The organism is Kitasatospora sp. NPDC056800, from assembly GCF_042789775.1.
Taxonomy (GTDB): domain Bacteria; phylum Actinomycetota; class Actinomycetes; order Streptomycetales; family Streptomycetaceae; genus Kitasatospora.
In genome coordinates this window covers 1-20171 of record NZ_JBHUAL010000177.1, presented here as the reverse complement: position 1 = coordinate 20171, position 20171 = coordinate 1, and the positions used below count along the sequence as shown (strand labels likewise).

The following is a 20171-nucleotide window of genomic DNA, read 5'->3' as shown; positions in this document are numbered from 1 at the left end:
CCCTGTCGCTTCCACCGGCCGCCCCGGACGATCGCAGAGGCTGACATGCGCAACGAACGATGGGTCTACCGCTTCCTCTTCGCGTGGAACGACACGCTGTTCTTCGACCCGCTCGACGTCTCGTACGAACCGAGCGCGGACCACTTCCTCGCCGGGCTCGACGAGCCACTGCGGGCGCGGTTCGTCCGCAGCGGCATCTGGTGGAGCCATCGGCCCAGCCCGGACCTGCCGGCGCAGGGCTGGAAGATCCATGTGTCGGCGAGCTGCCGTCACGTGCGCGAGGTCGCCGCCGCAGTGATCGGATACCTGACGGAACGCGGGACCGACTTCAAGATAGCCCTCGACATCAACATCTTCGAGATGCTCAACTCCAAGTCGATGTCCCGGGGAAGCGGCGGCAAGCTCGTCACCGTCTACCCGCGCGACGACGACGAGTTCAGGGCCGTCCTGGCCGACCTGGCCGGACTCCTGGAAGGCTACGAGGGCGCCTACGTCCTGTCGGACCTGCGGTACCGGGACAGCAAGGCGCTGTACTTCCGCTACGGCCAGTTCCTCGACACCCACACCGTCGACGTCCTCGGCCGCCGGCACCCGCGGATCCTCGGACCGGACGGTCCCGTCCCCGACGACCGGGGCCTGGGGCGCGCCCGGCCCGACTGGGTGCCCTGGCCGTTCGACGACTGGAAGCCCGCGGACGAGGACGAGGACGACGGCCTGCTCGGGGGCCGGTTCCGGGTGACCGGGGCGATCCAGTTCTCCAACAGCGGCGGCGTGTACACGGCCGAGGACACGGCGCACGACGACCGGCCGGTGCTGCTCAAGGAGGCCCGTCCGCACACCAACGTCAACCCCCGTCGGAACCACGACGCAGTGGACATCCTCGGCCGCGAGTGGATGTTCCTGAACCGGCTGGCCGACACCGGCTCGTACCCGGCGCCGATCGCGAAGTTCCGCCACTGGGAGCACCACTTCATCGCCGAGGAGTTCATCGACAGCTCCGACCTCCGCTCGGTGCTGCTCGAACGCAACCCGCTCGCGCGGCCGGGGTTCGACATCGAGCGGTCGCGGGAGTACCTGCGCATCTTCCTCGCCGTCTTCCGCGGGCTGGCCCTCGCGATCCAGGCCGCGCACGACCGCGGGGTGATCCTCGCCGACTTCACCGCCTCGAACCTGCTCGTCGACCCGGACACCTTGGAGGTGACCATCGTCGACCTGGAAGCCTGCCGGCTGGCCGGGACCGACAGCGACGCCGGGAGCGGCGAAGCGGAGCTGGAGCAGCCGGTCGAGCTCTTCACACCCGGGTTCAGCCTCTCCCGCGACGGCTTCAGGGCGTTCGGGCCGGAGGGCGACCGCTACGCCCTGGCGTCCACCATGGCGTACTTCGTCTTCCCGATCGCGGCGATGTCGTACCTGCGCGAGGACGTGCTCGACCTGTACCGGATCTTCATCACCGAGGGCCTGGGCTGGCCGGAGCGCGTCCACCGGCTGATCACCGACCTGGCCGGGGACCGGATCGGCCTCACCGACGTGCTCGACGCCCTGGAGCACGAGGCGGACCTGCTCGACCAGGTCGAGGCCCTCCCGGCGCGGCCGGTCGTCGAGGAACGGCTCGGACTGGTGGAGGCGGAGACCGGGGTGGCCGCGTTCGTCGAGGCCGTCGCCGACACCGGCCGGAGCACGCTCTTCCCCGTGGACCCCTTCGCGCACATCACCAACCCGCTGAGCCTCGGCTTCGGGGCGAGCGGCGTGCTGTGGGCGCTGCACTCCTCCGGCATCGCGATCCGGCCCGAATGGCACGACTGGCTCGGCGGCAAGCTGGCCGACATCGACAGCGCGGAGTACCCGGACGGTCTCATGAACGGCCTGGCTGGCATCGCCTGGGCGGCCGACTCGCTCGGGTTCGGGACCGAGGCCGGGCAGCTGCTGGCCCAGGCCAACCGGCGCGCGGTGGAGCAGGGCGACCACACCTTCTACTACGGCCTCGCCGGAGTGGGGATGACGAACCTGCGCTTCTTCCTGCAGGGCCGCGACCCGCGCGATCTCGCCGCGGCACGGGACTGCGCGCGAGCCCTGCACGACACGGTGCGGCACGACGGCGAACGAGCCTACTGGGTGAACGAGTTCGCCGCCGAGGGGCCGATGACCGGCCTCGGCTTCGGACAGGCCGGCGTCGCGATGTTCCTGCTGCGCATGCACCAGGTCACGGGAGAGGAGCACCACCTGCGCCTCGGACGGCAGGCGCTCGCCTGGGAGATGGCCCACGCCAAGCCCCTGGACGGCGGGGGCCCGGTCATGTTCGAGCACGAGGGAACCATGGAGCCGTACATCGAGGTCGGGTCCGCGGGCGTGGCGCAGGTGCTGCTGCGCTACGGCGACCTGGACGCGGCACGCGCCGTCCTGCGCGGGCTGGACGTCCGCTACTCGGTGCTGCCCGGGTACGCCTTCGGCATGAGCGGGATCGCCGACGCGCTGCTCGACGCGGCCGAGTTCACCGGAGACCGCTCCTACCGCGACAAGGCGCTGACGCAGCTCGACTTCGTCCGGAAGGTGTTCCTGTTCGAGCCCGCCGAGCGCTTCGGTCTGCCGCGCCAGGACGGCCGGACCCCGCTGGGTCTCCCCGGTGAGGGGCTGCTGCGCTGCTCCTGCGACTACCTGACCGGGTCGGCGGGCCTGCTGCGGGTGCTCCACCGGGTGAACGCCGGAGGCACCGCCGACTTCCTGCTGGACGAGGCGGCGCGGTGAACAACCGGTTGTGGCGTACCTTGCGGGGCCACCGGGCCCCGTTCGTGGTGGTCCTCGTCGCCGAGGCCACCACGGGCGGGCTCGAGGCCCTGCTGCACCCCCTGCTGCTCAAGGCCCTGTTCGACCAGGCGATCCTGACCGCCGACTTCCGCAGGTTCCTCGTCCTCGGCCTCGGGTACCTCCTGTTCGGACTGACCCTCACCATCACGGACTACTGCGTCGCCTGTTGGCGCAAGCGCCTCGAGAACGCGTTCACGCTGGTGCTGGAGACGGAGTTGCTGAGCCGCACGCTCGGCCTGGACGGCCGAGAGGTGGCGAAGGCGGGAAACGCCTCGTACGTCAGCCGCATCCACAACGACGTCGCCCAGGGCGTCCTGCCGGCCATCGACGTCTCCCTCCGCATCGCGCGCCAGGCGGTCGCGTCGGTCGCCTTCCTCGGCGTGCTGTTCTACCTGTCCTGGCAGGCCAGCCTCATCCTGCTGGTGATCGTGCCGCCGCTGGTGCTCGTGAGCAACCGGCTCGGCAGGCGGATCGAGCAGAACACCGGGCCCGAACGCGAGGCGGAGGCGCGGTACATCAACACGCTGACCCGCACGCTGGAGTCCTTCCCCGCCCTGCGCGGACTGCCGTCGCTGCTGCCGGGCACCCGCGCGGTGAACCGGGACGCGTTGCGCGGGTTCCTCGACCGCACCTTCGTCAACTTCCGGCTGTCACAGCGGCAGCGAACCCTCAGCGACCTGGTGATGAACCTGTCGGACACCGCCTCGATGATCACCGGAGCCTTCTTCGTCTTCGCCGGGCGGATGTCGTTCGGCAGCTTCCTCGCCTTCGTGAACTCGCTGTGGCGGGCGGTGACCGGGATCTTCGACCTCGTCAACATGATTCCGCAGGCCCGCCGGAGCAGCGCGGTCCTCAAGCGGATCGAGTCCCTGCGGGACTCCGGGCAGGCCCCGTACTACGAGGAGGGGGCCCTGGTACGGGTCCGCGGGGTCCGGGTCGGGTACGGCGAGGGGGCCAAGGTGTCGATCGACGAGTTCGACCTGCGCGTCGGCGAGCGCGTGCTGCTCCGCGGCCCCAACGGTTGCGGGAAGACCACGCTCCTGCACGTCATGGCCGGGACCCTCGCCCCCGACGCCGGGGCGGTCACCCTGCCGCCCCGGGTGGCGAGCCTGACCGCTCCGGTGCACCTGCCTCCGCTGCCGGTGCGCGAACTGGTCGCCGACGAGCGGCTGCGCGCCGCGATGGGTCTGGACGTCCTGGCCGACCAGCTGCCCTCGGACCTGTCGTCCGGCCAGCGTCAGCGGGTCGGGGTCGCCGTGCTCCTGCACGAGGACGCGGACGTGTACCTGGCCGACGAGCCGTTCGCGAACCTCGACGACGGCGGCAGGGAGCTGGTGTTCCGGGTGCTTAGGGAGCGGACCGAGGGGCGCGCCCTGCTCGTCGTGCACCACGGGGACGAGGCCATCGACGGCCGCTTCGACCGGGTGGCGACCCTCACCGGGCTCCGTTAGGCGCCCCGAGCGGTCCCGGACGTGCAGCCGGGTGGTGTACGGGTCGGCCGCCCTGGAAGCCGAGTCGGCGGAAGTCCGGGTGGCGGGCCCGCCCGCCGGGTCAGGAGGCCTCGAACGGATCGTCGTACCATCCCCGGTTCGCGCCGTGAGCGGGGCCTGGCCGCCGGCCGGAGCGGTGCACCCAGCCGGCGACGCCGACCCGCGAGGAGCACTGCAACCGCCGCATCGCCTCGCGGAGGTGGTTGACCACGGTCCACTCCGAGATGCCCAGGCGACGTGCGATCTGGTGGTTGCTCAGCCCGTCGGCCACCAGCAGCGAGACCTGGAACTGACGATTCGTCAGCTCCCTCTTCGGCGGTGTCCCGGTGGAGTCCGACTCGCCGAGGGAGCAGAGCAGGTCCGGGAGCGCGGTGGCCGCGCCGGTCGCCAGTGCGTGGGTGAATTCGTCCTCGGTGAGCCGGCGGCGGATGCCGGGGAGCAGCCGGGCGGTGGCCAGGTCCGGATCCGCGGGGTCGCCGGGAATGCCGGCCCGCCCCGGATAGAAGCTGCCCAGCAGTCGGGCGGCGTCGGTCGCCCGCGCCGGTGCCGGGCGCAGGGGGCTCGCGGCCAGGCCGACCAGCGCGCCGAGCGTGGCGACGGCGCCGAGCGGGCGCAGCTGGGCCAGCCCCTCGACGTAGTGGGCGCGGGAGGCGGACGGATCGCCGTCGGCGGCGGCGAGCAGGCCCAGGTGGAGCAGGGCCGTGCCGGCCAGCAGCGCGTCCCCCCGGTGCCGCGCCGCGGTCAGCGCCCGGTCCGCCAGCGCGCTGCCGGGACCGGTCCGACCGAGCCGAAGCTCGGCCAGGGCGGCCTCCAGCTCGATGCGCAGGGCCGCCGGTTCGTCATCGGCTCCGCGGAGGAGCTCTGCCGCCCGAGTGAGTGCGGCGAGGGTTCGGGCGGGGTCACGGTCGAACCCGGTCAGGCCCCGCAGTCGCAGGAGTCGGGCCGCCGTGGAGGGGGAGTCGGGCGTGGTCCGACATCGGTCCGACTCGGCTGAGGCTGCCTCGGTCTCGTCCAGCAGGACGGTGGCCAACTCGTGGTCGCCGTCGAGCAGTCGGGCTTCGGCGCGGATCAGCGCCAGCCGGACGCGCGCCCGCTCACCGGTGGCACTGGTGGAGCCGAGCAGGGCGGCGTCCCGGTCGGTCCAGGCCGGGCCGAGGCCGACGAGGCGGGCGTGGGCGAGCAACCGCTCCATCAGGTCGAGGGCCTCGGCAGTGAGCCCGTGGCCGGTCAGGGTGTTGACCGCCGAGCGGAGGTTGGCCTCCTCGACGCGCAGGGCGAGCAGGGCTGTCGGCTGGTCGCCGGCGGCCAGCCGACGGCCGGCCCCGGCCGCGAGCCGGGCGTAGTAGCGCGCGTGGCGGAGCATGAGGACGGTGAACCTGCCGTCGGCGGGCCGGGCCTCGGGCGGGCCGTCGAACGGCACATGAAGCCGCGTTTCGGCCGCACCGGCCAATCGGCCGGACGGCCGGTCCTCGAGCGTCAGCGACTGCCGACCGAGCAGGGCTTCGAGCGCCGCAGGGAAGGCGCTCGGCGTGATCCCGGACACCGCCCGAAGTGCCTCGGGGCCGAACCCGCCGACGAACAGCGGCGTGCAGGACAGCAGCCGCGCCTCGTCGGCGACCAGCGGGCCGCCCCGTTCCGCTGGTCGCCTCGCCGGCCGACCCGCCGGCGGGACGCGCGGCCCGGCGCAGGGGGCCACCCCGCCGCCCGGAATCCTGCCTCCTGCGGCTCCGTCTACTCCCGCCCCACCGAGTGCGGCCAGCACGGTGCCGATGCCCTCCAGTGCCGCCACCCGGGCCGCGACCACCAACGCGCCTGGCAGGCCCCGGAGTTCCACGCAGATCCGGCCTACGGCCTGCTGGTTCCGGGCGGTCACCGTGAAGCACGGGCTCCAGGCCTGCCGGGCGGCCGTGAAGACCTGGACCGAGGGGATGCGGCAGAAGGCGTCCAGGTCGATCGGCGACCAGTCCACCGGAACGGCCAGTGGGTCCACCCGGTACGCCACGTCGGCGCCGGTGGATGGCAGGCGACCGGTCGCGAGCAGCTTCGCCCCACTCGAGGCGCACCGGGTCAGCAGTGCCGGATACTCGTCCGGTTCGATCTGATCGACAGTCAGTAACGAAGCCGGGCAGGGAGTTCCGGTCATGCCACCCATCGCTCGGTACTGCTCGGCGACCGCGGACGCCAGCCGGGTCTTGCCGCTGCCCGGAAGGCCGTGCAGCAGCACGCCGGGCACGGTGGGGTCGGCGAGCAGCCGCAGCAGCTCGGCCGTCTCACGTGCCCGCCCGAACAGCTCACCCGCGAAGGCCCGGTGGTCCGCAGGCTCCGGCTGGGGGACGGTGGACTCGAACAAGCTGGTCATGGACGGCTCCAGAGCTGGCTCCACCTACGCGGCGCCCGTGCGCCGGCGGGATCGTCCGTACTGATGCTGGATGTCGGCCGCTGCCGACGGTATCCCAGAGTTCTGGGATACCGCCGGGGGATCGCGGACCGCGGCGGTGCCCGCCGGGCGTTCGAGGGCGAGGGGCACGGGACTCCGTGGTGTCGTCTCCGCCGGGGCCGGCGGTGCCGCATCGTCCGGCAGGTCTGGTCCCCCTCGGAAAACGCTGCACAAACGATTCGACTGGGCCATCGATGCTGAACCGCTGCACCGTGGCCGCATGACCTCGCTCATCCGAACCCGTTCCGGCCTGGATCTCGGCGGCAGGCAAGTGCCGGGTGCCGCAGACCTGAGTCGTCTCCTGGACCTGTCGACGCACGGCGACGAAGGCGCGTCCGAGGCGCTCCACCGGACGGTTGCCGCACCCGTGTACGGAGTCGCCTTCCACCTGCGGCCTCCGGTGGTCCGGTCCGTGCCGGCGTCCATCCGGGACGGGTGGACCTGCGCGCCGTCGACGGGGAGGCTGTGCGCGTGACCATCGGCCGACAGTTCCCCGCCCGGGAGCGCCCCGCTCCCGCGAGCCCGCCCACTGGGACGCCCGAGTGCGAGGCGTCGATGTGCGCGGGTATCGCCACTCCGGGGCCGGCCGAGCCGCACACGGCCCGGTCGGGCCGGAGCCCGCTGCCGGACATCGCCGCGATGGCGGTGTGCCGCGCGGGGTTCGCCGTGGGGAGGACCGCAGGATGGTGACCTCATCGGCCGGCCGAGACCCCGGCCGGCGGATCGGAGCGCGATCCGGAGACCCGGACCCGGCACCCGAGCCGGTGGACCTTGTCGGGCTTCCGACCGGCCGCGTGGCCCAGCGGCTGGGTGTGTCACCCACGACGGTCCGCTCCTGGGAACGCCGCTACGGCATCGGCCCTGCCCATCGGGAGACCGGACACCACCGCCGCTGGAGCCCCCGGGACATCGCCGTCCTGGAGACGATGTGCCGGCTGACGGCACGCGGGGTGCCTCCGGGCGAGGCGGCACGGGCGGCCCTGGCCGAGCGCGACGTCTCCGTACACCAGGACAGCCCGCGACGCGCTCTCCCCGAGCCGCGAACGGACTCACAGGGCGGCGGGCGGCTCGGGCACGGTCCGGGCGGAAGCCACGCCTCGCGGGTCAAAGCGGTGCGCCCTGAATGCCGGGGCCTGACCCGGGCGGCGGTGCGGCTGGACGGGCCGGAGGTCGCCCGGATCCTGCGGGAAGCGGTGGACGCGCTCGGGGTGGTCGACGCGTGGACGGAGGTCATGATGCCCGCACTGCGCGCCGCGGGCCGCAGGTGGGCGGCGGACGGCGAGCAGTACGTCGAGGTCGAGCACCTGCTGTCCTGGCACGTCTCCAGCGCTCTGCGGGGCGTGGCCGTCGGCGGGCCCGCCGCCCGCCAGGTGAGGCCCGTCCTCCTGACGGCGACGCCCCTCGAACTGCACACCCTCGCCATCGAGGCCACGGCCGCCGCGCTCACGGAGCGCGGGGTCCCCTTTCGCATACTGGGCGCGGCCGTCCCGCCCCGGGCCCTGCTCGACGCCGTCCACCGGATCGGGCCGTCGGCCGTGATGATCTGGTCCCAGGACCAGCACACCGCGGACCGCGGGCTGGTACGCCGGGTCGGCGACACGGTGTGGGGCCCGCGCGGCGCCCGCGGCGGAGCCCTGGTCGTGGCCGCCGGTCCCGGTTGGGCCCGCGACCAGCCCCGGGCCGGCGCAGCCCGCCCCCGCACCCTCGCGGACGCCGTCGACCTCCTGGAGCAGGCCGTCACGGCCTGAAGTCCCACCACCGACCCACCGTCCCGTCCCCTGTCCCGGGCCTGCTCGGCGCGCAACGGCCCGGCCGGGCCGAGTCCGCGGCCCGCACCGGCGGGTTCGCGCCCCTGCCACGCGCCGACACCCGACCACCCCGACCGCACTCCCTGCGAGGCACCGCCCGTGACCGTCTCCATCGCCCTGTTCACCCAGGACCTGCGGCTGCACGACAACCCGGTCCTGCACGCCGCCCGCGCCGCGGCCGACCAGGTCGTGCCGCTGTTCGTCCTCGATCCCGCCGTCGAGGGCGCCGGGTTCGCTGCGCCCAACCGGCTCGCCTTCCTGTCCGACTGCCTCGCCGACCTGGACGCCTCGCTGCGCCGGGCCGGCTCCCGGCTGGTCGTGCGGCGCGGCGAGCCCGCCGAGCAGACCGCCAAGGTGGCCACCGAAGCCGGCGCCGGGACGGTCCACGTCGCCGCGGGCGTCAGCGCCTTCGCGCACCGGCGGGAGGAAGGGCTGCGCGAGGTGTTCGGCAACCGCCTGCACGTCCACGACGCCTCGCTGACGGTCGTCCCGGCGGGCCGGATCACCCCGGCCGGCCGCGACCACTACGCGGTCTTCACCCCGTACCACCGCGCCTGGCGGCAGGCCCCCCACCGCGGCGTCCTGGCCGCGCCCCGGGTGATCCGCACGCCGGACGGCATCGGCAGCGAGAACCTCGTGTTCAGGGGCCCGCTCTCGCCCTCCCTGCCGCACGGTGGCGAGAGAGCGGGCCGGGAACTCCGGCGTCGCTGGGACGTCGACGCGTACGCCGACGTCCATGACGATCTGGCGGCCGACGCCACCTCCCGGCTCTCCCCGTACCTGCACTTCGGCTGCCTGTCGGCCACCGAGCTCACGGCAGGCGCGCTCCAGCGCGGCGGGCCCGGAGCGGAGGCCTTCGTCCGGCAGCTCGCCTGGCGCGACTTCCACCACCAGGTGCTCGCCGCCCGTCCCGACGCCGCACACCGCGACTACCGCGCCCGGGACGACCACTGGCACCACGACGAGCGCGAGGCCGAAGCCTGGCGGCAGGGCCGCACCGGCTACCCGATCATCGACGCCGGGATGCGCCAGCTCGCCGAAGAGGGCTGGATGCACAACCGGGCCCGCCTGCTGACGGCAAGCTTCCTCACCAAGTCGCTCTACCTCGACTGGCGGATCGGCGCGGCCCACTTCCTCTCCCTGCTCGTCGACGGCGACATCGCCGTCAACCAGCTCAACTGGCAGTGGGTCGCGGGCACCGGCACCGACACCCGCCCCAACCGGGTGCTCAACCCGCTGCGCCAGGCCGACCGCTACGACCCCAGGGGCGACTACGTACGCCGATGGGTGCCCGAACTGGCCCACCTGCCCGGGCCGTCCATCCACCGCCCATGGCTCCTCGACGGAGACTACCCGCCCCCGATCATCGCGCCCGAGGACCTCACGGCCCGGTTCCAGCACGGCCGGCCGGTCCTCGGCGCGGGCGAACGCCAGGACCGGCCGACGGGCCCGCCGGTCCACCCGGTCGCGGGCTCCGGAAGCAAGGCGGGATCCTGGTCCCGTCGGTCCGGGCACCGGCCGGAATCGACACCCTTGACGTCGGACGAGGAGCCGAGATGAACGCCTTGCGACCCGACTCGAAGCGCTGCCTGGTGACCGGCGCGAGCGGCTACATCGGCGGCCGTCTGGTGCCCGAACTGCTCGCGCGCGGGCACTCCGTGCGTTGCCTGGTGCGCGACCCCGACCGGCTGCGGGACCAGCCCTGGCGGGCCGACGTCGACGTCGTCCCCGGCGACGTGACCCGGCCCGAAACCCTCACGGGGGCCCTCGACGGCGTCGACGCCGCCTACTACCTCGTCCACTCCCTCGGCACCGGACCCTCCTTCGAGACCACCGACCGGGAAGCCGCGCGAGCCTTCGGGGCCGCCGCCGCGGCCGCCGGCGTCACCCGGATCGTCTACCTCGGCGGCCTCGTACCCACCGCGGTGCCGGAAGCGGACCTGTCACCCCACCTGAGGTCCCGCGCCGAGGTCGGACGCATCCTGCGCTCCAGCGGCGTCCCGACCGCCGAGCTGCGCGCCGCCGTGATCATCGGCTCCGGCAGCGCCTCCTTCGAAATGCTCCGCTACCTCACCGAACGCCTGCCCGCGATGGTCACCCCTCGCTGGGTGTCGACCCGTATCCAGCCCATCGCCGTCCGCGACGTCCTGGGCTACCTCGCCGCCGCCGCCGACCTGCCACCCGAGGTGAACCGCACCTTCGACATCGGCGGCCCCGACGTCCTCGACTACCGGCAGATGATGCGGCGCTACGCGCGCGCGGCCGGACTGCGCCGCCGCCTCATCGTCCCCGTGCCCGTCCTCACCCCCCGCCTCTCCAGCCACTGGGTCGGCCTGGTGACCCCGGTGCCGAACTCCATCGCCCGCCCCCTGGTCGAGTCCCTGCGCCATGAGGTCGTCTGCGGCGAGCACGACATCGCCGAGTGGATCCCGGACCCGCCGAACGGGCTGACCGGCTTCGACCAGGCCGTCACGCTCGCCCTGCGCCGCATCAAGGACGCCGACGTCGCCACCCGCTGGTCCTCAGCCTCCCTGCCCGGCGCCCCGAGCGACCCCCTGCCCACGGACCCCGACTGGGCGGGCGGCAGCCTCTACCAGGACATCCGGGAACGCACCGTCACCGCGTCGGTCACCGCCGTCTGGCGGGTCATCGAAGGCATCGGCGGTGACAACGGCTGGTACTCCTTCCCCCTCGCCTGGGCCCTGCGCGGCTGGCTCGACCGCGCGGTCGGCGGCGTCGGACTGCGCCGGGGCCGCCGTGACCCGGCCCGGTTGCGGGTCGGGGACTCCCTCGACTTCTGGCGGGTGGAGGAGATCGAACCCGGTCGGCTGCTCCGGCTGAGGGCCGAGATGCGCCTGCCCGGGCTTGCCTGGCTCGAACTCTCCGTCACACCCGACGGCGAGCACGGGGCGCGCTACCGGCAACGGGCCCTGTTCCACCCGCACGGCCTGGCCGGACACGCCTACTGGTGGGCCATCGCCCCGTTCCACAGCGCCGTCTTCGGAGGCATGGCCCGCAACATCACGGAACGCGCCCTCCGCGCCGATTGAACGGCTCTCCACCAGTCCGCGACCAGCCGCACGGCAACGGGCCCCTTCGGCCGGGCACCGCTGTGACCTCGCAATCGGCGGCTACGCCGCTGGGGAAGCCGTCCCGGGCGAGTGACCCCACCCCCGTTCGGTGTCGGCGGTACGGCCTAGCGTCGTCCGGGTGATGACCATCTCCTCGATCCTCGGTCAGTTCGACCACTGCGCGGCGCAGGGCCGGTTCCCGGACCAGGACAACGGCTACAGCTACCCGGTCGACGCGCGGATGCACCTGTTCGGCGACGGTACGCGCTGGGCGGTGATCGCCGAACTCCTGGGCTACAACCCGCGCGCCGGGAACCTCGTCGACTTCGTGCACTGCTACGGCAACTGCCTCACCCGGGGCGAACCGGGCCTCGGCCGCTTCCTCGACCGGGTCGACAACATGGCGGAGATCGCCCCCGGGGGCGCCGAGGAGTACGGCGGCGGTGCCCCGGTCGTCGTCCGCGGCAGGCCGCTCCCGGTCGACGCCGAGGCGGGCACGCCCCTCCAGGAGGTGTTCCGCCGACTCGTCCCCGAGTACCGCACCCTCCTGCTCGCCGACGAGGCCGAGCTGCGCGACCACCTTCCCGCCGACCTGCCGCCGCTGCTGCGGATCGACGAGTGGAACCAGCCCGAGGACTTCTGGGAGACCAGGCCGAGTGGGCACGAGACCTTCCGGCTCGTTGCCGAGGTCCTGGTCTCCGGGGACCCGGGCCGCTACCGCCCGACGCTCGCGCCCAACACCCACTGGTCGAACTGGCCGGACGCCGGGACGCTGTAGGGGCCCCGGGCGGGCGGCGGGCGGCGGGCGGCCGACGGTCCCCGTACCCGTACCCGCTTCGCGAGGTGACGGTGCTGTCGGCCGTCCTGTCCGTGGCGGCTCCGGATCCCGCCGGAAGCTCACATCCGGCGGACGCGCAGGACGCTGGTCAGCATCGGGAGGGTGAACTCGCCGTGGCCGGTCTCCGGTCGGGCGGCGAGGTAGGTGCGGGTCGCCTCCAGGAGGGCCTCGCGCTCCTGCTCGGGCATGACCAGGACGCCGGCCTTGGTGGCGAGGGTCGAGACGAGGGAGTCGGCGGTGCGCCGCTGGCCGTGGGGGAACTCCGCCTGTTCCGGTGAGTCGAACCAGGCGTCGGCGCCGCCCGACGCGGGCAGGTGCATCCGGGCCGTCTCGGTGCGCCAGCTGCCGGGCACGTCGCGCGGGCCGATGGCGGCGGGGCCGGTGACCCTGGCGAGGCCGGCCACCCAGTCGACGCCGTCGTCGAAGACGTTCCACAGGCCGGCCAGGACGCCGCCGGGCGCGAGGACCCTGGCGATCTCGGGGCCTGCGGCGGCCATGTCGAACCAGTGCATGGCGTTGCCGGACACCACGGCGTCGACCGACCCGTCCGGCAGGGGGATCGCCTCGGCGCTCCCCTCCAGCGCGCGGACGTCCGGCAGTGTGCCGCGCAGTTCGGCCAGCATCGCCGGGTCGGGTTCGACCGCGACGACCTGGTGGCCCAGTGCGACCAGCGTGGCGGTGAGCTTGCCCGTTCCGGCGCCGAGGTCGAGCACCCGCGGGCCGGGCGCGGCTTCGAGTGCCCAGTGCACGGCGGCGTGCGCGTAGTCCGGGCGGTGCTCGGCGTAGGCGACCGCCGCCCGGCCGAACGACGAGCTGTGCAGCCGTCGTTCGTCCTGCGCCGGCACCTGTCCGGTGGGCGCGTGGCCGCGGGTGGCATCCCGGTGGTGCTCCGTGCCGTGGTCGGTCCCCGTCATCGTGGCTCCTCGTGGTCGGCGGGCTGTGCCGGGTGCACAGCGCGCGGGCGTCCGCCCGGGGTCGACCGGCCCCGGGGGCGCGAGCTATCGGTTCGATGTATCGGATCGATATATCGGGAGGGTAGGCGCTGCCGCTTTGCGGGACAAGGGACGAGGGACAAGGCCCACGTCCGCTGACCGGGGATCAGAACGGACGTACGGTCCGGTGATCGTTACCCTGGCGCGGTGACGATCGAGCTGCGCGTGCTGTCCACGGTCTCCTGCCGGGGTGAGGAGGTCACCGCGCCCGGGCTGCGGGGGCTGCTCGCCCTGTTGGCCGGGGAGGTGCGGGCCGGGTGCGGCCGGGGGCGGCTGGTGGACGGGCTGTGGCCGGAGGAGCGGCCCGAGCGGCCGGAGAAGGCGTTGCAGGTGCTGGTGTCGCGGGCCCGGGCGAAGTTCGGGGCGGAGCTGATCGCCAGCACGCCGACCGGGTACCGGCTGGGGCTCGGGGAGGAACGGGTGGACGCCTCGGCGGTGCTGCTGCACGCCGCCGCCTGCGCCGAGAAGGCCCGGGCCGGGGACCATGCCGGGGCGCTCGCCGAGGCCGAGGCGGGGCTGGAGCTCTGGGGCGGGGACACCGCTCCCGCGGAGCCCGAGGGGACGGACCCGGCCTCCGCGCTGCGCGCCGAACGGGCCCGCACCCACCGGGTGTTGCGGCGGGCCCGGGCGCTCGCGCTGGCGCGCACCGGGCGGCACGCGGCGGCCGTCGAAGCGCTCGCCGAGGAGGCCGCCGGGCAGCCGCGGGACGAGGAGGTGCTGCTGGAGCTGCTGCGCTGCGAGGCCGGGACGGCCGGGGCGGCGGCCGCGCTCGGCCGGTACGACCGCTACCGCCGCAGCCTGCGGGACGCCCTGGGCGCCGACCCGGGGCCCGAACTGCGCGCACTGCACCAGGAGTTGCTGCGCGGTGCGGCGGCTCCGGTGCGGCGCGGGGTGCCGCACGAGCCGAACCCGCTGGTCGGCCGGGAGGCCGATCTCGCCGCCGTGGCGGAACTGCTGGGCGCCGCCCGGGTGGTGTCGGTGGTCGGCCCCGGCGGGCTCGGCAAGACCCGGGTCGTCGCCGCCGTGGCGCGCGGGGCGGCGCAGCGGGTGGTGCACCTGGTGCCGCTGGCCGGAGTGGCGGCCGACCAGGACGTGGCCGGGGCGGTGGCCGCCGCCCTCGGCGCCGGCGACCGGGCGGGGATCGCCGGTGCGCTCGCCGCCGGGCCGGTGCTGCTGGTACTGGACAACTGCGAGCAGGTGGTGCGCGGTGTCGCCGACCTGGTGCACGCGCTGGTGGCCGCCCGCCCTGACCTGCGGGTGCTCACCACCAGCCGCACCCCGCTCGGGATCTCCGCCGAATCGGTGTACCTGCTCCCGGAGTTGGACCGGGCATCCGCCGTCGAGCTGTTCACCCAGCGGGCCCGGGCGGCCCGCCCGGACGTCGAGCTGCCGGCCGGCCCGGTCGCCGCGCTGTGCGCCCGGCTGGACGGGCTCCCGCTGGCCCTGGAGCTGGCGGCGGCCCGGGTACGGGTGCTGGCGGTGCCCGAGATCGCCGACCGGCTGGCCGACCGCTTCGCCCTGCTGCGCGGCGGGCCCCGGGACGCGCCGCAGCGCCACCGCACCCTGCAGGCCGTGGTCGACTGGAGCTGGAACCTGCTGGACCCGCCGGGCCGGGCCGCCCTGCGCGCGCTCTCCGTCTTCCCCGGCGGCTTCACCGCCCGCGCCGCCGGGCGACTGCTCGACGACCCCGACGTCCTGACCGTCCTGGAGGACCTGGTCGACCAGTCGCTGCTGCGCCTGACCGACACCCCGAGCGGGGGACGGTTCCGGATGCTGGAGACGGTCCGCGAGTTCGGCGCGGCCGAGCGGACGAAGGCGGCGGAGGACGAGGCCGTCACCGCCCGGTTCCTGGTCTGGGCACGGGAGTTCGGCATCGACCACCACGACGGCCCGTTCGGCCCGGCGGCCGTACCGGAGTGGCGGCTGGTCCGCGCCGAGCAGGACAACCTGGTCCGGGCGCTGCGGCTGGCCCTCGCCGCCGGGGACGGGCCCGCCGTCGCCGCGGCCGCGGCCGTCCTCGCCGGGCTGTGGACCACCGAGGGCAACTACGTCCGGCTGCTCGCCCTCGCCGAGGACACCGGCGGCCCGGTCTCCCGGCTGCGGCCCGGGCCCGACCTGCTGGAGCCGGTGCGCACCCTCGCCGCCCTGAGCACCGTCAACACCCTGCTCGCCGCGGGCGGCGGGCTCGGCACCGGCACCGGCGCGCTGCGGCTGCTCGCCGCCCTGCGGCGGCTGCCCCCGGCCGCGCCGGACACCCCGGTGCGGGCCATCGCCACCGTGATGGCGGCCGTCCCCGAGGTGCTCGGCCCGAACGATGGCGAGGTGGGCGCCCCGGGCGGCGGGCTGTTGGCGGCCCTGTGCGCCGCCCCCGAACCGCTGCTCGCCGGTGTGGCCGAGGCGGTGGCCGGCTACCGCTGGGAGGCCGCGCAGGAGATGGAGCGGGCGACCGCCTCGGCGCGGCGGACGCTGGCGGCCTTCGAGACGCTGCCGGTGCCCTGGCTGCGGGTGCTGGCGCTCGCCCGGCTCGGCGAGCTGCATCTGCAGGGGGAGCGGGGCGCCGAGGCCCTGCCGCTGCTGGGCGCGGCGATGGCGGAGCTGGACCGGCTCGGCGACTGGAACGACATGCTGGGCCTGCGCTGGGGCATGGTGATCGGCAGCTTGCAGGCGGGGGACCCGGACGGCGCCGAGCACTGGCTGGAGCTGGCGGTGCGCCACCGGCCCGCGGAGGCCGCCGAGCTGCCCGCCCCCGAACTGGGCGTCCGGGCCGAACTCGCCCTCGCCCGGGGCGAGGTGGACGCCGGTCTGGCGCTGTGGCGGCGCTCCGCCGAGCTGCTCGCCCGCGCCGCGGAGCCGCCCGCCGAGCCGTCCTGGGCGCTGGAGCCGATGGCGGCCTGCGTGGCCGCGCACGCCCGGTACGGCGAGTCGGAGCGGGTGGCCGCCCTGGCGGCTTCCCTCCCGGAGCGGCTGGTCGAACTGCTGGGCCGGCCGGCCGCTTTGGTGGAGGGCCCGCTCGCGGGGGCGCTGCTGCTCGCGCTCGGCCTGGTGGCGCTGGACCGGGGCGGCCGGGAGGGCGATCCCGAGCGGACTCGGACGGGCGTACGGCTGGTCGTGCTGGCCGAGCGGTTCCGCTGCCTGCGCACCTTCCAGCCGACCATGGGCTCGGCGGCGGCCCGGGCGGACGCGGAGCGGGCCGATCCGGCGGAGTACCGCCGGGCGGTGGCCGCGTACGCGGCGCCTGACCGGTCCGCCCTGGCGGCCGAGGCGCGCCGGCTGGTGGGCGGCTGAGCGCAGAACCCAGAACGGGCCCCGGCGTGCCGCCGCCCGCTCAGAGCCGCACCGGCAGCCGCAGCAGGTGGAAGCCGTCGGCCGGCCAGTGGCCGAACTCCAGCCCGTCCCGCGCGACCCCGAGTGCCGCCTTCGGTCGCCGGATCAGCACCTGGTCCAGCACCACCGAGGTGACCAGCCGGCCGAGGGCCGCGCCCAGGCAGTAGTGCGCGCCGTGGCCGAACGCCAGGTGGCCGTCGCCGCGCCCGAACTGCCGGGCGATGTCGAGGCGTTCGGGCGCCTCGCCGTACTCCCGCGGGTCGTGGTCGGCGGCCAGCAGGGCGACGGTGACCGGGTCGCCGGTGCGCAGCGCCGTCCCGGCGAAGGTGAAGTCCTCGGCGGCGTACAGGGTGGCGCCGATCCGCACCAGGGTGATGTACCGCAGCAGTTCGGGCACGGCCCGCTCCAGCAGCTGCGGCTCGGCGCGCAGCCGGGCCAGCTGGTCGGGGTGGTCGAACAGGGCGAGCAGGCCGTGGGCGAGGAACAGCGCGGGCGGGGTGATGCCGGTGTTGATCAGCAGGAAGACGGCCGCGACCAGGTCGTCCTCGTCCAGCGGCTGCTCGCCCTCGCGAGTGTCGTGGGCCAGGGTGGAGATGAGGTCCCCGGTGGGTTCGGCGCGGCGGCGCGCGATCAGCTCCTTGACGTGGTCGACGATGCCGACCAGGCCCTCGACCGTGCGGCTGCCGTCGCCGTACGCGAAGTCGCGGATCCAGCCGCAGACCCGGGACCGGTCGGCCTCCTCGACGCCGACCAGTTCGCAGATCACCTGGGTGGTCAGCGGGTAGGCGAACTCGCCCAGCAGGTCGGCCGGTTCGTCCCGGGCGGCGAGGTCGGCCAGCAGCTCGGCGGCGGTGCGCTCGACGAAGCCGCGCAGGGCGGCGATCCGGCGGGCGGTGAAGGCGCGGGTCAGGGGCGCGCGGCGGCGGGCATGCTCCTCGCCGTCGAACAGCGCCAGGTGGCCGGAGAGGTAGCCGGCGTACTCGGCGGGGAAGCTGTCGAAGGCGGCGGCCAGCAGCTCGTCCTGCGGGTCGGATCCGGCGTCGGCCGGAGCGGCGAGCCCCGCCCGGTCCCGGACCAGCCGGGGCTCGGTGAGCGCGGCCTTGACGTCGGCGTAGCGGGTGACCAGCCGGACCGGGGTGTCCAGGCCGGGCAGGACGACCCGGGGCAGCCCGGTCTGCTCGCGGAAGCGGGCGTAGGCGCCGACGGGGTTCTCGACGTCCTCGGGGGTGAGCCGGACGGGGGTGGTGGTCATGGCGGGTCTCTCCTTCGTCACACGGCTGTGCGGCTTTCGATGCCCCGGAGCTTGCCGGGGCCCGCCTTCAGTGCGGTTTCACCGCGGTTTCAGTCGTCCGGGCGGTGGCGTGGACGGTGTAATTGAACGCGTTCAGAAGTTTGGGCTAGGCTGGGCTCCCAGGAACCGGGGGCAGGAGGGGGAAGCCATGAAGGTCGTCATTCCCGGCGGATCGGGGGCACTCGGGGCGCTGCTCGACCGGAGCCTGACCGCCGCCGGACACCAGGTCGTGGTGCTGAGCCGCAGGCCCGCCGGGCCCCGGCAGGTCGGCTGGGACGGACGGACCCTCGGCGCCTGGGCGGCCGAGGTCGACGGGGCCGACGTCGTGCTCAACCTCGCCGGGCGCAGCGTCAACTGCCGCTCCACCGAGGCGAACCGGCAGGAGATGATGGACTCGCGGGTGCAGTCGACCCGGGTCGTCGGCGAGGCCGTCGCGGCCGCCCGCCGCCCGCCGCCCGCCCGCGCACTGGCTCCAGATGAGCACCGCCACCGTCTACGCCCACCGCCACGACGCCCCCAACGGCGAGCTGGACGGCCTGATCGGCGGCAGCGAGCCCGACGCCGCGGCCGCCTGGCAGCACAGCATCGACGTCGCCCGGGCCTGGGAGCGTGCCCAGGCGGAGGCCGACACCCCGTACACCCGCCGGGTCGCCCTGCGCACCGCCGCCGTCCTCGGCCCCGAGCGCGGCGGCTCCCTCGACGCGCTCTCCTGGCTGGCCCGGCTCGGTGCCGGCGGCCCCGTCGCGGGCGGCTCCCAGTACGTCTCCTGGATCCACGAGCGCGACTTCGCGCGCGCCGTCGAGTTCCTGATCGCCCGCGAGGACCTCACCGGCCCGGTCAACCTCGCCGCCCCGAACCCGCTGCCGCAACGCGCGTTCATGCGCGAACTGCGCACCGCCTGGGGCATGCCGCTGGCCCTGCCCGCCACCCGCTGGATGGCCGAGCTGGGCGCCTTCGCGCTGCGCTCCGACACCGAACTGCTGATGAAGAGTCGCCGCGTCGTCCCGACCCGGCTGCTCGACGCCGGCTTCACCTTCGACCACCCGAGCTGGCCGGAGGCCGCCCGCGACCTCGTCCGGCGGCTGCGCGGGCGGTAGCGCTGTCCGGAGCGTGGTGGGCCGGGTTCGTCACGGGGCCGTCACAGCTGCCCGCCGGTGCTTGCCCGGGCCCGGCCGCTGCCGGGAGCGTGGAGCCCACACGCAGGGGACACCAGGGGGCGGGATGCGGACGGTACGGCTGTCGTACATGCGGCGGCGGGTGGACATCATCGGCGTCGGCTGCCTGCTGGCCCTGGTGACGGTGATCGTGCTGGGGGAGTCCGGTCTGGTCGGCCCGGGGACGGCCGTGCTCGTCGGCGCCGTGGTGGCCGGCGCGGTGGCCGTCGGAGTGCCGCACACCTTCTGGCTGCGGGAGGAGGCGGACGGCCTCACCGTGGTCCGGCTGCTGGTCCCGCGCCGCTACGCCTGGTCGGAGATCCGCGGCCTGGCCATGGAGTTCGACGAGGAGGAGGAGACCAGCGTCCACCGGGTCACCCTCCGGCTGCGCCTGGTGGACCCGCCGGGCCGGTTCTGGGGCCCGCTGCTCGGCCGGTTCGACGTCACCGACGACGACCGGCCGCGCGGCCTCGAACCGCGCGCCCTGGCCGAGCTGTTCGCCCTCTTCGGCCGGCACGGGCTGCCCGTCGACCGGCCGGAGTTCGCCGACGACGTGCTCCATACCCGAGGGCTGCCGCCGACGCCGCCCCCGGCGGTGCGGAGCGTGCCGGCCGGGCCGGTGCCCACGGCGGCGGAGGCGTACGCGGCCGCCCCGGGCGTAGCGGAGGAGGAGGCGTACCTGGCGGCCGGCCGGAACACCGCCAAGAGCCCGCCCCGCAAGCGGCGTGCCCACCTGCTGCGCGCCGCCGCCCAGGCCGACCGGATCGCGCTGGCGGGCGGTGACGCGGACCGCGAGCAGGTGGTGTGGGCGCGGATCTCGGCCGGCTACCTGTGCGAGCACGACGGCGTCACCGCCGCCACCGACGACGACGCGCGCTCGTACGTCCGCCAGCAGTACCTGGACTGGCGCCGGGCCTCCGCCGACCCGCGGCGCGGCCGTCGCGACGGGGGCTGACCCGAGGGC

At 74.9% G+C, this 20171-nt stretch carries 11 protein-coding genes and 1 pseudogene; 9 read left to right on the top strand and 3 right to left on the bottom strand.

The features are described 5' to 3' along the window. The first annotated feature begins 45 nt into the window (after positions 1-45). Together lanKC and ACFRQN_RS30710 are read left to right on the top strand one after the other, a co-directional pair. Positions 46-2742, top strand: coding sequence for a class III lanthionine synthetase LanKC (gene lanKC / locus ACFRQN_RS30715; protein WP_380743506.1), 2697 nt, complete (start codon positions 46-48; stop codon positions 2740-2742). Positions 2743-2750: 8 nt separating this feature from the next. After that, positions 2751-4253, top strand: coding sequence for an ATP-binding cassette domain-containing protein (locus tag ACFRQN_RS30710; protein ID WP_380743504.1), 1503 nt, complete (start codon positions 2751-2753; stop codon positions 4251-4253). A 100-nt stretch (positions 4254-4353) separates the two neighbouring features. On the opposite strand, the gene ACFRQN_RS30705 is transcribed toward ACFRQN_RS30710, so the two are convergent. Continuing rightward, positions 4354-6651 carry a LuxR C-terminal-related transcriptional regulator gene (locus ACFRQN_RS30705; RefSeq protein ID WP_380743502.1) on the bottom strand — a complete coding sequence of 766 codons (2298 nt, stop codon included), beginning with the start codon at positions 6649-6651 and terminating at the stop codon, positions 4354-4356. A gap of 890 nt (positions 6652-7541) precedes the next feature. Between ACFRQN_RS30705 and ACFRQN_RS30700 the strand changes: the two genes are divergently transcribed. The 4 genes from ACFRQN_RS30700 (at position 7542) to ACFRQN_RS30685 (ending at position 12386) form a co-directional block, all read left to right on the top strand. Continuing rightward, positions 7542-8477, top strand: a complete 936-nt coding sequence (locus tag ACFRQN_RS30700; RefSeq protein ID WP_380743500.1) for a B12-binding domain-containing protein — start codon at positions 7542-7544, stop codon at positions 8475-8477. A gap of 159 nt (positions 8478-8636) precedes the next feature. Further along, positions 8637-10097, top strand: coding sequence for a cryptochrome/photolyase family protein (locus ACFRQN_RS30695; RefSeq protein ID WP_380743498.1), 1461 nt, complete (start codon positions 8637-8639; stop codon positions 10095-10097). Further along, positions 10094-11587 carry an SDR family oxidoreductase gene (locus tag ACFRQN_RS30690; protein ID WP_380743496.1) on the top strand — a complete coding sequence of 498 codons (1494 nt, stop codon included), beginning with the start codon at positions 10094-10096 and terminating at the stop codon, positions 11585-11587. Before ACFRQN_RS30695 ends, ACFRQN_RS30690 begins: the two co-directional genes overlap by 4 nt. Positions 11588-11750: 163 nt before the next feature. Continuing rightward, on the top strand, positions 11751-12386 hold the full coding sequence (locus tag ACFRQN_RS30685; protein WP_380743507.1) for a DUF7003 family protein: 636 nt from the start codon (positions 11751-11753) through the stop codon (positions 12384-12386). Between the two features lie 119 nt (positions 12387-12505). Here the strand turns inward: ACFRQN_RS30685 and ACFRQN_RS30680 are convergent, their stop codons facing one another. After that, the gene (locus tag ACFRQN_RS30680) at positions 12506-13360 is read right to left on the bottom strand and encodes a class I SAM-dependent methyltransferase (protein WP_380743494.1); all 855 of its coding nucleotides are present in this window, start codon (positions 13358-13360) and stop codon (positions 12506-12508) included. 225 nt (positions 13361-13585) lie between these two features. Here ACFRQN_RS30680 and ACFRQN_RS30675 point away from each other — a divergent pair, with 225 nt between their 5' ends. Next, positions 13586-16723, top strand: a complete 3138-nt coding sequence (locus ACFRQN_RS30675) for an ATP-binding protein (protein ID WP_380743492.1) — start codon at positions 13586-13588, stop codon at positions 16721-16723. Positions 16724-16763: 40 nt separating this feature from the next. Here the strand turns inward: ACFRQN_RS30675 and ACFRQN_RS30670 are convergent, their stop codons facing one another. Further along, positions 16764-18014, bottom strand: a complete 1251-nt coding sequence (locus tag ACFRQN_RS30670) for a cytochrome P450 (RefSeq protein ID WP_380743490.1) — start codon at positions 18012-18014, stop codon at positions 16764-16766. A 187-nt stretch (positions 18015-18201) separates the two neighbouring features. Between ACFRQN_RS30670 and ACFRQN_RS30665 the strand changes: the two are divergent. Together ACFRQN_RS30665 and ACFRQN_RS30660 are read left to right on the top strand one after the other, a co-directional pair. Continuing rightward, positions 18202-19150, top strand: a pseudogene (locus tag ACFRQN_RS30665) (epimerase). Between the two features lie 124 nt (positions 19151-19274). Beyond that, a complete protein-coding gene (locus ACFRQN_RS30660) occupies positions 19275-20162 on the top strand; it encodes a hypothetical protein (RefSeq protein WP_074002983.1) in 888 nt (295 codons plus the stop codon). The last annotated feature ends 9 nt before the right edge of the window (positions 20163-20171 follow it).

Coding starts and splice junctions, on each gene's coding strand:
- ACFRQN_RS30660 (WP_074002983.1), top strand. CDS start 19,275: ATGCGGACGGTACGGCTGTCGTACATGCGGCGGCGGGTGGACATCATC.
- lanKC (WP_380743506.1), top strand. CDS start 46: ATGCGCAACGAACGATGGGTCTACCGCTTCCTCTTCGCGTGGAACGAC.
- ACFRQN_RS30670 (WP_380743490.1), bottom strand. CDS start 18,014: ATGACCACCACCCCCGTCCGGCTCACCCCCGAGGACGTCGAGAACCCC.
- ACFRQN_RS30690 (WP_380743496.1), top strand. CDS start 10,094: ATGAACGCCTTGCGACCCGACTCGAAGCGCTGCCTGGTGACCGGCGCG.
- ACFRQN_RS30685 (WP_380743507.1), top strand. CDS start 11,751: ATGACCATCTCCTCGATCCTCGGTCAGTTCGACCACTGCGCGGCGCAG.
- ACFRQN_RS30705 (WP_380743502.1), bottom strand. CDS start 6,651: ATGACCAGCTTGTTCGAGTCCACCGTCCCCCAGCCGGAGCCTGCGGAC.
- ACFRQN_RS30680 (WP_380743494.1), bottom strand. CDS start 13,360: ATGACGGGGACCGACCACGGCACGGAGCACCACCGGGATGCCACCCGC.